The 13,930-nt window shown below is 35.8% G+C and carries 10 protein-coding genes and 1 tRNA gene; 7 read left to right on the top strand and 4 right to left on the bottom strand.

The genetic code is table 11. The annotated features are described in order from the left end of the window. Window positions 1-4 precede the first annotated feature (4 nt). Together polA and ACJJVP_RS03020 are read right to left on the bottom strand one after the other, a co-directional pair. Window positions 5-2,839 carry a DNA polymerase I gene (gene polA / locus ACJJVP_RS03025; protein ID WP_405410634.1) on the bottom strand — a complete coding sequence of 945 codons (2,835 nt, stop codon included), beginning with the start codon at window positions 2,837-2,839 and terminating at the stop codon, window positions 5-7. A gap of 102 nt (window positions 2,840-2,941) precedes the next feature. Further along, complete coding sequence (locus ACJJVP_RS03020; protein ID WP_405410633.1) at window positions 2,942-3,928, bottom strand: isoaspartyl peptidase/L-asparaginase family protein; 987 nt, start codon at window positions 3,926-3,928, stop codon at window positions 2,942-2,944. Between the two features lie 41 nt (window positions 3,929-3,969). On the opposite strand from ACJJVP_RS03020, the gene ACJJVP_RS03015 reads away from it, so the two are divergent. The 3 genes from ACJJVP_RS03015 (at window position 3,970) to ACJJVP_RS03005 (ending at window position 6,368) form a co-directional block, all read left to right on the top strand. After that, window positions 3,970-4,692 (top strand): copper homeostasis protein CutC, encoded by a 723-nt coding sequence (locus ACJJVP_RS03015; RefSeq protein ID WP_405410632.1) that lies wholly within the window; start codon window positions 3,970-3,972, stop codon window positions 4,690-4,692. Window positions 4,693-4,749: 57 nt separating this feature from the next. Next, window positions 4,750-5,979, top strand: coding sequence for a metallophosphoesterase (locus ACJJVP_RS03010; protein WP_405410630.1), 1,230 nt, complete (start codon window positions 4,750-4,752; stop codon window positions 5,977-5,979). A gap of 92 nt (window positions 5,980-6,071) precedes the next feature. Further along, window positions 6,072-6,368, top strand: coding sequence for a co-chaperone YbbN (locus ACJJVP_RS03005; RefSeq protein WP_036151869.1), 297 nt, complete (start codon window positions 6,072-6,074; stop codon window positions 6,366-6,368). 81 nt (window positions 6,369-6,449) lie between these two features. Here ACJJVP_RS03005 and ACJJVP_RS03000 read toward each other — a convergent pair whose 3' ends face one another. Then, window positions 6,450-9,776 (bottom strand): DUF2723 domain-containing protein, encoded by a 3,327-nt coding sequence (locus tag ACJJVP_RS03000; protein WP_405410628.1) that lies wholly within the window; start codon window positions 9,774-9,776, stop codon window positions 6,450-6,452. Window positions 9,777-9,944: 168 nt separating this feature from the next. Here ACJJVP_RS03000 and ACJJVP_RS02995 point away from each other — a divergent pair. Together ACJJVP_RS02995 and ACJJVP_RS02990 are read left to right on the top strand one after the other, a co-directional pair. Next, window positions 9,945-10,015: transfer RNA gene (locus ACJJVP_RS02995), tRNA-Gln, on the top strand. Window positions 10,016-10,268: 253 nt separating this feature from the next. After that, window positions 10,269-10,601: a hypothetical protein gene (locus ACJJVP_RS02990; protein WP_051941699.1), complete on the top strand. Its 333-nt coding sequence runs from the start codon at window positions 10,269-10,271 to the stop codon at window positions 10,599-10,601. A gap of 35 nt (window positions 10,602-10,636) precedes the next feature. Here ACJJVP_RS02990 and ACJJVP_RS02985 read toward each other — a convergent pair whose 3' ends face one another. Next, window positions 10,637-11,962, bottom strand: a complete 1,326-nt coding sequence (locus ACJJVP_RS02985; protein ID WP_405410626.1) for a cation:proton antiporter — start codon at window positions 11,960-11,962, stop codon at window positions 10,637-10,639. Between the two features lie 222 nt (window positions 11,963-12,184). On the opposite strand from ACJJVP_RS02985, the gene rimP reads away from it, so the two are divergent. Together rimP and nusA are read left to right on the top strand one after the other, a co-directional pair. Continuing rightward, entirely contained in the window at window positions 12,185-12,646 is a 462-nt protein-coding gene (gene rimP / locus ACJJVP_RS02980) for a ribosome assembly cofactor RimP (RefSeq protein ID WP_405410625.1), read from the top strand. Window positions 12,647-12,658: 12 nt separating this feature from the next. Beyond that, window positions 12,659-13,891 carry a transcription termination factor NusA gene (nusA, locus tag ACJJVP_RS02975; protein WP_276491957.1) on the top strand — a complete coding sequence of 411 codons (1,233 nt, stop codon included), beginning with the start codon at window positions 12,659-12,661 and terminating at the stop codon, window positions 13,889-13,891. Window positions 13,892-13,930: the final 39 nt, after the last annotated feature.

Here is a 13,930-nt window from a genome sequence, read left to right as displayed (position 1 = left end):
AGTGTTAATGCGCCACCAACCAATTCTCACCCAATCCAACCTCCACATCTAAAGGAACTGCAATTTTGTATGCATTCTCCATTTCAGATTTAATGAGTGTTTGTAATTCTTCTAGTTCTGGCTTGTAAATATCGAACACTAATTCATCATGTACTTGTAAAAGCATTTTAGACTTGTAATTGCCTTTTTCTAGTTTGTTATGAATATTGATCATAGCGATTTTTATGATATCTGCGGCACTACCTTGAATAGGTGCATTTACGGCATTTCGCTCTGCAGCGCCACGAACTATGGCATTACTGCCATTGATATCTTTTAAATAGCGTCTTCTTCCTAAAACAGTAGAAACATAACCATTTTCTCGTGCAAAATCTATTTGTTCGCTCATGTAATTTCGCAACTTTGGGTAGGTCTTGTAGTAGGTATCTATTAATTCTTTTGCTTCTTTTCTTGACAAGTCCGTTTGGTTGCTTAATCCAAATGCAGATACACCATAGATGATTCCGAAGTTAACTGTTTTCGCATTGCTACGCTGCTCTCTAGTCACTTCTTCCAAAGGCACATTAAATACTTTTGATGCTGTAGAAGCATGAATATCCTCACCATGTTTAAAAGCTTCAATCATGGTAGTCTCTTCACTCAAAGCTGCAATTATACGTAGCTCTATTTGAGAATAATCCGCTGCTAATAAGGTGTAATTCTCATCACGTGGAATAAACGCCTTTCTAACTTGTCTACCACGCTCAGTTCTTATTGGTATATTCTGTAAATTTGGATTATTACTACTTAACCTTCCGGTAGCAGCAACGGTTTGCATGTAGTCTGTATGCACTCTTCCTGTAGATGGTTCTACCTGTTCTGGTAATGCATCTACATAAGTGCTTTTCAATTTAGCAAGACCTCTATAGTCTAATACATTCTGAATGATTTCATGGTCCTTTGCCAAATAAGATAATACATCTTCTGCGGTGGAATATTGACCTGTTTTTGTCTTTTTAGGCTTGTCAACTAGTTTCAGTTTGTCAAATAGAATTTCACCTAATTGTTTGGGTGATCCAATATTGAATTCTTCACCGGCAACTTCGTAAATTTTCTTTTCTAGATTGCTGATGTCATTGTTCAAGTCTTCTGAAAGTGAATTCAAGAATTTCTCATCTAAATTGATGCCTTCTAATTCCATGTCCGCCAAAACGCGTAATAACGGAATCTCAATGTCTTGAAATAACTTTTCTGTATTGGCTTCTTTTAATTCTGGTCTAAAATGTTGAGCAAGTTGATAAGTGATATCGGCATCTTCAACCGCATATTCCGTTTGTTTTTCTAAAGGAACATCGCGCATGCTCAATTGATTTTTCCCTTTTTTACCAATTAGTTCTGTGATGGAAACCGGGGTGTAATTTAAATACGTCTCTGCTAATACGTCCATATTATGACGCATATCTGGGTTAATTAGATAATGTGCCAACATAGTATCGAACAGAGGTCCTTTTACATCTATATTATATTTATCTAAAACCTTAATGTCATACTTTAAATTCTGACCTATTTTTTCAATTTTTTCAGCTTCAAAGAATGGGCGTAATTCTTCTAAAAGTGTCTGAACTTCTTCTTTATTATCCGTAAAGGGAATGTAATATCCTTTTGTTGCTTCCCAAGAAAAAGCAATACCAACTAATTCTGCTGTTAATGGATTTAAACCTGTGGTTTCCGTATCAAAACAAACCGAAGTTTGCTGCATTAAGTTTTTTAGAAATAACTTCATCGCCATACCTGGGGCAACACTTTGGTAAGAATGCGCAACATCTGCAATGGTCTTTCTACTTGAAAAATCTTTTACAGTTGCGCCAGAATCTGCAGGACTTCCAAATAGCGAGAACTGTCCTGATCCAGCATCTTGTATCTCTTTTTTAGCGACTGGTTTGTTTGTAACTTCTGTGTTCGCCTCTTCGGCTTCCGCAGAAAATAATTTTATAAACTGATCTTTTAATCTTCTAAACTCAAGCTCTTCGAAAATTTTCTGAACTTCTTCGGCATTTGGTTCAGACATCTCATAATCACTAGCATTGAAAGTAACATCAACATCTAAACAAATAGTAGCTAATTTTTTAGAAAGTAAACCAAGTTCACCATTGGCTTCTACTTTCTCTTTCATTTTACCTTTAAGCTTATCGGTATTCGCCAAAAGCCCTTCCATTGAATCAAATTGCTCAATGAATTTCTTGGCAGTTTTATCACCAACACCTGGTAAACCAGGAATGTTATCACTGGCATCACCCATCATGCCTAAATAATCAATAACCTGTTCTGGTCGTTGAACCCCAAAACGTTTTTGAATTTCTGGAATACCCCAAATTTCTATACCGTTACCCATTCTAGCAGGGCGATACATGAAAATGTTTTCAGATACCAGTTGTCCAAAATCTTTATCTGGCGTTACCATAAAAACTTTGTAATCTTCTTTTTCTGCTTGTTTTGCCAACGTTCCGATAATGTCATCTGCTTCCCATCCTTCTTTTACTACAACAGGAATCTGCATTGCATTTAAGATATCTTGAATATAAGGTACGGCAATACGGATGGCATCAGGAGTTTCTGATCTGTTGGCTTTATACTCGGGGAACAACTCTGTACGTTCGGCACTTCCACCTTTATCAAAACAAACGGCTAAATGATCTGGTTTTTCACGACGAATAACATCGAATAAAGAATTCATGAATCCCATAATGGCAGAAGTATCCATGCCTTGAGAGTTTATTCTAGGGTTTTTTATAAGTGCGTAGTAACCACGAAAAATTAGTGCATATGCATCTAGCAAAAAGAGTCTTTTTTGATCTGCCATTTTTGAGTATTGATTGTAAAACGTTAAAAGTACAAATTGATAGGGAAACAATAGGTGGGAATGCGCTATTGCTTCGTCAATTTATGGAGCTGTGTTGATAAGTTATTTGTTCAAATAACTATCTGAAGGATTGTTTACATGACCTTTTTTAGAATAAGTTCTGTAACTAAACCCTGGGTGAATACAATAACCACCTGTTTCGCCTTTTTTGTTAATGGCGATAAACCCAATTTGAAAATCTTGTTTGTCCTTATTTTTAGCGATAATGCGTTTTACACCTTCTTCGCATGCCTCTTGTGGCGATTTGCCTTGTCGCATTAATTCAACAATTAAAAAACTACCAACCGTTCTTACAACTTCTTCACCAACACCAGTTGCCGTAGCGCCACCAACTTCATTGTCAACAAAAAGTCCTGCGCCTATAATGGGCGAGTCACCAACCCTGCCTGCCATTTTATATGCCATGCCACTAGTGGTACATGCCCCCGCAATATCGCCATCGGCATCAATTGCTAACATACCAATGGTATCATGATTTTCTATATTTATGATAGGTTTGTATTGAGATGTTTTTTTCCATTTTTCCCAAGCTTGTTTTGATTCTTCGGTTAGCAAATCTGTTTTCTCAAAACCTTGTTCGTAAGCAAACTGTTCGGCTCCTTTGCCGGCTAGCATTACATGCGGCGTCTCTTCCATTACTTTTCTTGCTACTGATATGGGGTTTGCAATATTCTGCATTGCTAAAACAGCACCACAATTGCCATCTTTGTCCATAATACAGGCGTCTAATGTAACATTGCCATCTCTATCGGGCCTGCCGCCGTTTCCTACTGTGCTATTGCTTAGGTCATTTTCTTCTACCATTACCCCTTGGTGAACGGCATCTAATGCATTACCTCCTTTTTCTAAAACCTCCCATGCTTTGGCTGTTGCATTGCCAAAATTCCATGTACAAATTGCAATTGGTAGAACTGGTGCGTTATCTGCTCTTTTTACTAGAGGAGTTTCTTTGTATGAAGCTAATATAGGTGCGGATACTATACCGGCGGCTACTGTGCTAGAATTTCTAAGAAATTTTCTTCTTTTCATGGGATGGGTTCTTTACTTTTAGTGACCTTAAATATAGGAATATGATAGTAGAAGTTTGTGCTAATTCATTGGAATCTGCTTTAGTTGCCGAACGTGCCGGAGCAGACCGAATTGAGTTGTGTTCAGAATTAGCGGTGGGCGGATTAACACCTTCTTACGGGTTGTTGAAAGCTGTGAGAAGTAAAATTACAATACCGGTTAATATTCTTATACGTCCTAGAAGTGGTGACTTTACATATTCTGATGAAGAGCTGGATATTATGATTTCGGATATTGAGCTGTGTGCAGAGCTGGGATTTAATGGAATTGTATCTGGAGTTCTTTTGGAAAATTTTTCTTTAGATGTAGTACGAACCCAAAAACTAAAGGATGCTGCTGGTAAATTGAAATTTACGTTTCATAGGGCGTTTGATTGGATAGAGAACCCGTTGGATGCTTTGAAGAAATTGGAAACTATGCAAGTGGATACTATTTTAACTTCTGGACAACAGAAATCAGCACCTGAGGGAATAGATTTCTTATTCCAATTAAAAGAACAATCGAAAATGATACAGATTATGCCAGGCTCGGGTGTAAATGCTGCTAATGTTGAGCTATTTAAAGATAAAGGTTTTAAAATGGCACATTTATCGGGTACTAAGATGGTGCAATCCTTATCTTCAAAACCGTTAATTTCTATGAATTCAGTTAACTTTTTAAGTGATAATCAAAGGGCAATCACGCAATTGGATTATATTAAAGCTGTTGTGGCCAAGGTTAAATAAAATGCAATTGAGCACACATACCGTTGAGATACAGATATCTTTGTAAAAAATTCATTCATGATCCGTTGGTTTATTTTTGTCTTAGCTTATGTTGCTTTAAGCTGTTATGTATTGCAAGCATTAAAAACAATTACCAAGCAACCGTGGTGGTCATGGATTTATATTGCAATATCATTAGCGGTCATGTTAAATTTTATCTACCAATTTTCTATAGGGGAAGAGACAGGTCGTGTTTTAAGTATACCTAAAAGTTATGCTTTTGGTTTTTTGTTGACCATGTTAACGTTCAATATCATCACTATCTTATTCTTGTTTTCTGAAGATATATATCGTTTTATAGCAGGTGCATATCAAAAAATGTATGGTGAGGAAAAGCAATTCGGACTTCCGGCACGTAGACGTTTTCTTAGTTTACTAGCACTGGGAGTAGCTGCCGTACCATTTGGGGCGCTGCTATATGGTATGTACAAGGGGAAGTACAATTTTAAGGTGTTAAAATACGATTTGGAATTCGAAGATCTTCCCGATAGTTTTGACGGGTACCAGATTACCCAAATTTCAGATATACATAGTGGTAGTTTCGATGATAGAAAAAAGATTGAATACGCTGTAAACCTTATTAATCAGCAGAAAAGCGATGTACTCTTGTTTACGGGTGATATGGTTAATAATATGACTTCTGAAATGGAGCCGTGGGCAGATCTTTTTAGTACCCTTCATGCAAAAGATGGTAAGTTTTCAGTTTTAGGTAATCATGATTACGGTGATTATATTCCTTGGGATACCGAAGAGCTAAAACAACAGAATTTAGAAGACCTAAAAACATTGCAAAAAGAAATGGGTTTTGATCTTTTGCTTAACGAGCATAGATATTTACAAAAAGGGGATGATAAGATTGCTTTGGTGGGTGTAGAGAATTGGGGCAAAGGCGGATTCAAAAAAGCCGGGGACCTTAAAAAGGCTGCCTCACAGATTAATGCCGACGATTTTAAAATATTAATGAGTCACGATCCATCACACTGGGAAATGGAAGTAATTAAAGATGCTTACCATTACCACTTGACATTGAGCGGACACACTCACGGGATGCAATTTGGTATTGAAATACCAGGTTGGATCAAGTGGAGCCCTGTAAAATGGAGATACCCTTATTGGGCGGGTATTTACAAAGAAATGGGGCAATTCATTAATGTAAACAGAGGTTTTGGCTTTTTAGGTTATCCGGGTAGGGTAGGTATATGGCCAGAAATTACCGTGATAACTTTGAAGAAAAAGGCATTAACATGATTTTAACCCTATTACAGTACTACTATTAGGATGCTAAGAGTAGTATTTTAACAATTTTTATTACATTTGGCTAACAAAGAAAAGCATTTTATATGTCCAAATTTGGTGAATTAATAGATTTAAAGGTACCTGTTCTTCTTGATTTTTATGCAGAGTGGAATGAGCAGTCAACTGCAATGCATCCTGTATTAAGGGATGTAGCCGCTGCTTTAGGTAGCAGAGGTAAGGTTATAAAAATAGATGTGGATAAGAACAAAGAGCTTTCTCAGGCTTTACGTGTTAAGGGTCTACCTACGCTTATGATCTATAAAAAAGGTGAAATGGTATGGCGACAAAGTGGCGAACAAGATGCTACTACGCTAATGGGTATTCTTAAAGAATACGTTTAAAATTTTATATTATTTAAAACATAAAAAAAGCTTTGAGTGTAAACTCAAAGCTTTTTTTAATGCGCTATTTTGAAAGAATATCTATTCTACAATTTCAGTTTTAGTATTGTCAGGTAAAATGGTATCAGAAACAGGCATGGTATCCATCATATCTGGATTGGTCTGCTGCATTTCTTCACGCATGTCCATATCGTCCTCATCTTTATAGAAGTGTTGGAACTTATCTATATACTCATTGAATATTAAGGTTTCTTTTTCAGCAACATCCTCGCTATCATTGGTGATGATCATATCTATATTACGTCTGTATGCCTCCATATCTGCAATGATGTCATCAATATTGCTGTATTGCTCGTCTAAACTTGTAGAAGCGTAATATTCTAATCTTTCTTGGTATTTGCCTTTCAACTTTTCAAAAAGAGCACGTGCTTTCTGGCTTTCACCAACTTTATAATAGCCGTCTACAAAAGGTTCCACTAAAGTGTAGTATCCAAATTTATCTACAGGCATGTTGGTCAATGAAATCTCAATGATATCTTTAGCCTTGTCCATTTTATTCTCCTTGATCAAAGCTTCCGTTAAACGAGCTAAATTACCTCTAAAAGATACGCTCTGAATACGGGTTTGTGTATCGTGGTAAATGTCGCCACCTGCATTACCCCAATCCCATCCGGTAACGATATCATACATTAATTCGGTATCAATTCGTCCTAATTCAAATGCGTTAGGTCTTTCTGTACGAATAGGTACGAGCTTGTACGCTAAACCATCTAATTGAAGATAATCTTTCATCCATAAATACTCGGCATCGTCAAAACTACCTCCAGAGAAGTATAAAGGACGTTTCCAATCATTATTGGCTAAGATATCAAGCATCATCATGCTCTTCTTTGTAATAGCACCTGGTAAGTCAATATCAATGTACTCAACAATAAGGTCTGCGTCTTTTGCTTTGACCAAGCCGCTGTTTAGTACATTTTGTTTGTTTACAGGAACCCTAATTTTATTAGTAGGGTAGTAGATCATGTTCTGAGTATCTTCAGAATACTGACTTAAATCTGCACCATTTTGCTCAAATAAATACTTAAGCTTTGTTCTAGGTTTATCGCTGTCGATCCAATTGATGAAATCCTTTATTGGCCATCTATTCTCTGTAATACCTTGGTGGTATAGCACATCTCTTGATCCCCATCTGTATTTTTCATGTGTAATCTGAGAAGGTATAGGTGCACTTTCATAAGCGGCAGCCTTCATTTGATCTACATACCAATCTGTTTCAAAAAGACTGGTACAAACTATACGAACGTCTGTTCTGTAATGTTCAATCTCTTGTGCGTACCAAATTGGGAAGGTGTCATTGTCACCAATGGTGAATAAAATAGCTCCTGCATCTTCCTGGCAAGAATCTAAATATGCTTTTGCAGACGAATTTGCCGTGAATTTGCCAGATCTATCATGGTCATCCCAGTTTTGTACCGCCATTACCGTTGGTACGGCAAGTAATGTTACAACAACTACTGCAGGGGCTAATATTTTAGGAGTGATCCATTCTTTAAAACTATCATACAATCCGTAAACCCCTAATCCGATCCAAAGAGCAAATACATAGAATGAACCTACAAGTGAATAATCTCGTTCACGAGGTTGAAAAATACCGGGGTTTGTATAGAACTGTATAGCTAATCCCGTAAACAGAAAGAACATCAATAATACCCAAAATTGCTTTTTGTCTTTTGAGAGTTGAAAAACTATACCTATGACCCCTAAAATTAAGGGCAAAAAGTAATACGTGTTTCTTCCCGGATTGTTTTGAATGTCGCTTGGTAAGTTCTCTTGACTTTTTCCTCTAAAAAATTTATCTGCAATGTTAATTCCGCTTATCCAATTACCATTGTCATTGTAGCGGCCTTGTATGTCATTTTGTTTTCCAACAAAATTCCACATAAAATAACGCAGATACATATAGTTGAATTGAAATTCAAACATATATTTAACATTGTCCCACACGGTTGGCGGCTGTACTTCTATATATTCATCAAAACGTTTTAAAAAGCTGATATACTGGTCGGCACCGATTTCGCCATTTGCAAAACCAATTTTAACTTGTTCTGCAGCTTGCCTTAATTCTTGGTTTGGTTGTGTGATCCTAAAATCTAAGGCTCCAAAATAACGCATGTAGTTTTCTGCATTTTGCGAACTCCACATTCTAGGTAGTAAACCTTGGTGTTTAGGGTTGGGGCCTTGAACGGCATCTTTGTATTTATTTACAATAATGTATTTCCCTAATGTGTAATCTTTCTCATATTTAGGTTTTCCATCTTGATCTTCGCCTGCTGGTGCAAACATATCTGAATAATAGGTACCGTAAACGGGACTATCAACACCTGGGTATTGCTCTCTATTGTAATATGCTAAAAGTGCTCTTGCATCTTCTGGGTTGTTCTCATTGATAACAACCTTGGCATTTGCTCTAATTGGCAACATTAACCAGGAAGAAAAACCTAGAAATAAAAACATCATACACAGAACAATGGTATTGCCTGTCTTATAATTGTTTTTACGAGTATAGTTTAAGCCGAAGTAAAAAGCAGCTATAAATAAAAGACCGATAATAATAGAACCTGAATTAAATGGTAGACCTATACTGTTAATAAAGAATACCTCTCCCCAACCAAAAAGCTGAAGTACATAGGTTAGCGAAAATTTATATACTAACATTAAAATCGCTATAACAATGATGTTAGCTAGTAAAAAGTTCTTTACTGTAGTCTCTTTGTAGGTTTTAAAATAATAAAGTAAACCAATTGATGGTATTGCCAAGAAGCCCATAAACTGAACTCCAAAAGTTAACCCGACAACAAAAGATATTAATACAAGCCACTTGTTTCCACGAGGGTCATCAAGATTATCTGTCCATTTTAATCCTAGCCACAACAATAAGGCCATGATAAAGCTTGCCATAGAATATACTTCTGTTTCTACGGCATTGAACCAAAAGCTATCTGAATATGTAAATGCCAATGAACCTACTAAGGCACTACCAAATACTGCAATTGCTTTGCTATTGGTGAAAGGACCATCGTTATCTATTAATTTTCTGGTGATATTAGTAATTGTCCAGAACATGAATAAAATGGTAAATGCACTTGATACGCCAGAAACCAGGTTTACCATCATAGCAACTTGACTTGGTTCTAAAGCGAACATTGCAAAAAATGCGCCTATCATTTGTAGTAAAGGTGCTCCAGGTGGGTGACCCACTTGAAGCTTGGCTGCTGTTGCTATATACTCTCCCGCATCCCAAAAACTATTGGTGGGTTCAACGGTAATGTAGTATGTAATAAGGGCTATAAAAAATACGGACCATCCTAATATAGTGTCCCACTTGTGGTAGTTCTTTGAAAACATGAAGCTTGGGTTAAACCTAAGTGGCGAATTTACTAATTAATATAGAAAGGAATGAACTATTTTTATAAACCTTTAACATGGGTAAAGCATATTTTTTTCATTTTTACTTAAAAAAATGTTTGGTGAAACAAAACTTTGTTTTAAATTTGCAGCCTCTTAAAAAGGTATTGGCCCATGGTGTAATGGTAACACTTCGGTTTTTGGTACCGTCATTCAAGGTTCGAGTCCTTGTGGGCCAACTAAGAGAACAATGTAAATCCTGATATCAATTGATATCAGGATTTTTTGTTTTTATGATTTATATCATTTTATTTTAATTTCAACTGTAAGACCTTCGCCGTATATATATGTTTAATTGCTGAATGTGAAGAAATGGTTAACTGTGTGTCAGTATTTTTGTACATTTAAACCGATAACGTTATAAATACATCGGAAAAGAAACCATTTCGACAATGTTATTATATACTTTGGTACCCTAAAGAACTTAACCCTATGAAACTCTCTCCAAAAGTTTTAAAGATTTTATTGATTGTTGTTTTGCTTGGATTTGGAATTGGATTCTACTTGCAAGACGTGAAACATGAAGAAAGTACTGCCCATGCTTGGAAAGCGAATCGTTATAATTTGGATCGCTTCAATAAAATCATGGAGTACAATAACAAAATGAACTCCTCTAACTGGAGAGTGCTTAAAGATAGTATTGATCAACAGTTAGATACACTAATGATACTTCGTTTTCGTAAAGAAGTAGATAGTTTAGAGGATTCTGAGCCACAAGCATATAGTGATCAAGTTGAGGTGCATGCATCTTTCATGCCTCAATAGCTTTAAACAACCTTCTTAATTTTATAGATTTCTTTTTAGTGCGAGTCCTCTGGGTCAATTTGTTCTGGGGTGTCATCTTCTATCTCTAAAAGTTCTTCGTCATCTGATTTTCTAATTGCGTCTTCGGCTAAATTTCTTTCGGTTATTTCTTCGTCAATTTCATCTAGCATCGTACCCATTTTTCGTTTATCACGTATCATAGCCCATGTCATTACTAAGCTAGTAGCTATTATTACGAATAAAAGAATACCAGATTCAAATCCTTCAATTTGTGCTTCCATAGGTATAGCATAGAAAAGTAGTACGGTAATTAATCCCCTTGGAGCAATGAATAACTGCGGTAACATATCTTTACCAACGAAAACTATAAGTATCAAAAATCGTATGGCATAAATAGATGCTATAATTAATAAACTGACTATAGCAACATTAATGCTCAGTAATGATGAAAGTACTATGGTGATACCAAATATTACAAAGAAGAAAGTTCTGACTACAAATGCAGTTTCTAGGGTGACGATGTGCAACTCATGATAAATTTGTTGCATTCTTTCCTTTTCAAGAAAGATTTTGGTCTTACCGGGGAAAAATAAGTTGACATTTTTTACAATTAAACCAAATACAAGAATGATAATTAAAGATGATAGGTGCATTTTCTTTCCTATGGCATAAAGAAGTAGCAGAACAGAAATCAATAAAAATAGTTTTGCTTGGCTTTTTATGCGTTGAAAGACTAATATAATTGCATAGCTAGCAACCAATGCTATTACTATTGTTACGGCGAAATTTATACTGAAACCAGCAACTCCTGAGTCTTCAGCGGGGTTTAGTTTTCCTGTTAGAAAGTAGAACATCATAATACCCATGATATCAGAAAAAGTACTCTCATAAATATGGAATTCTTTTTTAGCTTCACTTAGTCCGCCAACGCTTGGTATAATTATAGCGCTAGAAAGAATAGACAACGGTGTGGCATATAACCATGCAGATTGCATAGTCATATTAGGGATAAATTGATATAGAATTAAAGCGGCAACATATGCAGAGCCTACCAAACCAATTAATGCAATGGCCATTGATTTAAGAATGGGCCATAATTTTTCTTTTTTTAATTCTAGTTCTAAAGCAGCTTCTAAAACGATCATTATAAGGCCAACAGTACCTAAAATTTCTAATGAGCCTTTAAAGTCTGGAATCTCTGGTATAAAGAATTCTAATCCTATTTTAATAAGAATCCCCAGTACAATGAGCATAAGAACTGCTGGTATATTCGTTTTTTTAGAAATGCCGTTAAAAAAGAATGATAAAACTACAATTAAAGAAGCCCCTATGATGAGGTTGTAAGATGAAAGAATTTCCATTAAGTATTATTTTGGTTGGTGTTTCGCTAAAAATAAGATAATTTCTAAAAGAGCATATTTTTTGAGGTATTAATTATTTATTTAGATTGTTTTCATAGTGAATGAATTAGGTGTGAATAGTCTATTGTAGGAAATTAAATTTATTGTATATTTGCAAAGCTGAAAGGATATAAAAGTATTCATGAGGGGACAATTAGTCCCCTCTTTTATTACTTATTATTTATGCTAAAGGAAAAAGTAAAAGAATTATTGGAACAAGGTCTTCAAGAAGATCCCTCCCTATTTTTAATCGATTTCACTATGGGTGCTGATAATAGCATTCATGTTGTAATAGACGGTGACCATGGGGTTACGGTTAGCGATTGTATAAAAATAAGCAGGGCTATTGAAAATAATATAGATCGTGATGAGCACGATTTTTCCCTTGAAGTTGCCTCTGCTGGTGCAGCGGCTCCGTTGGTTATGCCGCGTCAATATGTAAAAAATGTTGGTAGAAAACTTGAAGTTCGTACAAATGACGATAAGTTTGAGGGGAATTTAACCGCTGTGAACGATGATTCTATTGTTCTGGAATGGAAAGCTAGGGAGCCTAAACCTGTAGGTAAGGGAAAAGTGACCGTTCAGAAAAAAGAAGAAGTAAATTTTTCAGATATTATTAAAGCAAAAGTTGTATTAAAATTTTAATTGTAATTACCAATGGAAAATATTGCGTTAATTGAATCTTTCTCAGAGTTTAAGGACGATAAGTTCATAGACAGGGTAACATTGATGGCCATTTTGGAAGATGTTTTTAGAAATGCGCTTAAAAAGAAGTTTGGTTCAGATGATAACTTTGATATCATTATCAACCCAGATAAAGGTGATTTAGAAATTTGGAGAAACCGTATCGTTGTTAACGATGGTGAGGTTGAAGAACCAAATGAGGAAATTTCATTGTCTGCAGCTCGTAAAATTGAGCCAGATTTTGAAGTTGGTGAAGATGTGTCTGAAGAAGTTAAGTTGATAGATTTAGGAAGAAGAGCAATTTTGGCATTACGTCAAAATCTTATTTCTAAGATTCATGAGCATGATAATACAACTATTTATAAGCACTTTAAAGATTTAGAGGGCGAAATCTATACGGCAGAGGTTCATCACATTCGTCATAAAGCAATTATTTTGTTAGATGATGAGGGTAATGAGATTATCTTACCAAAAGATAGACAAATACCTTCTGATTTCTTCCGCAAGGGCGATAATGTAAGAGGTGTTATTGAAAGTGTAGAATTAAAAGGTGCAAAACCTACTATTATAATGTCTAGAAGTTCACCTAAATTCTTGGAACAATTATTTTTCCAGGAAATACCAGAGGTGTTCGATGGATTGATTACTGTGAAAAAAGCGGTTAGAATACCAGGGGAAAAAGCAAAGGTTGCTGTTGACTCTTATGATGATCGTATTGATCCAGTTGGTGCCTGTGTAGGTATGAAGGGGTCTAGAATTCATGGAATTGTTCGTGAGTTGGGTAATGAAAACATTGATGTTATCAATTGGACAGCCAACCCACAATTGTTGGTGACAAGAGCATTGAGTCCGGCTAGAGTTTCTTCTGTTAAGTTGAACGATGAGAAGATGACGGCTCAAGTTTATCTGAAGCCAGAAGAGGTTTCTAAGGCAATTGGTAGAGGTGGTCACAACATTAGATTAGCTGGTCAATTAACTGGTTATGAGATAGATGTATTCCGTGAAGGGGTTGAGGAAGATGTTGAATTAACAGAATTCTCTGATGAAATCGATGCTTGGATTATTGAAGAATTCAAGAAGATCGGTTTTGATACAGCACGTAGCGTCTTGGAACAAGATGTTAACGATTTAGTGAAACGTACAGATTTAGAAGAGGAAACAATTTTAGAAGTTGTGCGTATCCTAAAAGAAGAATTAGAAGATTAGCTATATATTAGCACTTAAATAAAAGAACGGGAATCAGTA

This window comes from Maribacter sp. Asnod1-A12 (assembly GCF_045063735.1).
In the GTDB taxonomy this organism is placed as follows: domain Bacteria; phylum Bacteroidota; class Bacteroidia; order Flavobacteriales; family Flavobacteriaceae; genus Maribacter.
The sequence above is the reverse complement of the archived record's forward strand: the minus strand, read 5'-3'. Positions and strand labels throughout refer to the sequence as shown.

Excerpts from the sequence above, each read along its gene's own strand:
- ACJJVP_RS03005 (WP_036151869.1), top strand. The coding sequence starts at position 6,072 with ATGTCCAAATTTGGTGAATTAATAGATTTAAAGGTACCTGTTCTTCTT.
- nusA (WP_276491957.1), top strand. The coding sequence starts at position 12,659 with ATGGAAAATATTGCGTTAATTGAATCTTTCTCAGAGTTTAAGGACGAT.
- ACJJVP_RS03000 (WP_405410628.1), bottom strand. The coding sequence starts at position 9,776 with ATGTTTTCAAAGAACTACCACAAGTGGGACACTATATTAGGATGGTCC.
- ACJJVP_RS02990 (WP_051941699.1), top strand. The coding sequence starts at position 10,269 with ATGAAACTCTCTCCAAAAGTTTTAAAGATTTTATTGATTGTTGTTTTG.
- ACJJVP_RS03020 (WP_405410633.1), bottom strand. The coding sequence starts at position 3,928 with ATGAAAAGAAGAAAATTTCTTAGAAATTCTAGCACAGTAGCCGCCGGT.
- polA (WP_405410634.1), bottom strand. The coding sequence starts at position 2,839 with ATGGCAGATCAAAAAAGACTCTTTTTGCTAGATGCATATGCACTAATT.
- ACJJVP_RS02985 (WP_405410626.1), bottom strand. The coding sequence starts at position 11,962 with ATGGAAATTCTTTCATCTTACAACCTCATCATAGGGGCTTCTTTAATT.
- ACJJVP_RS03015 (WP_405410632.1), top strand. The coding sequence starts at position 3,970 with ATGATAGTAGAAGTTTGTGCTAATTCATTGGAATCTGCTTTAGTTGCC.
- ACJJVP_RS03010 (WP_405410630.1), top strand. The coding sequence starts at position 4,750 with ATGATCCGTTGGTTTATTTTTGTCTTAGCTTATGTTGCTTTAAGCTGT.
- rimP (WP_405410625.1), top strand. The coding sequence starts at position 12,185 with ATGCTAAAGGAAAAAGTAAAAGAATTATTGGAACAAGGTCTTCAAGAA.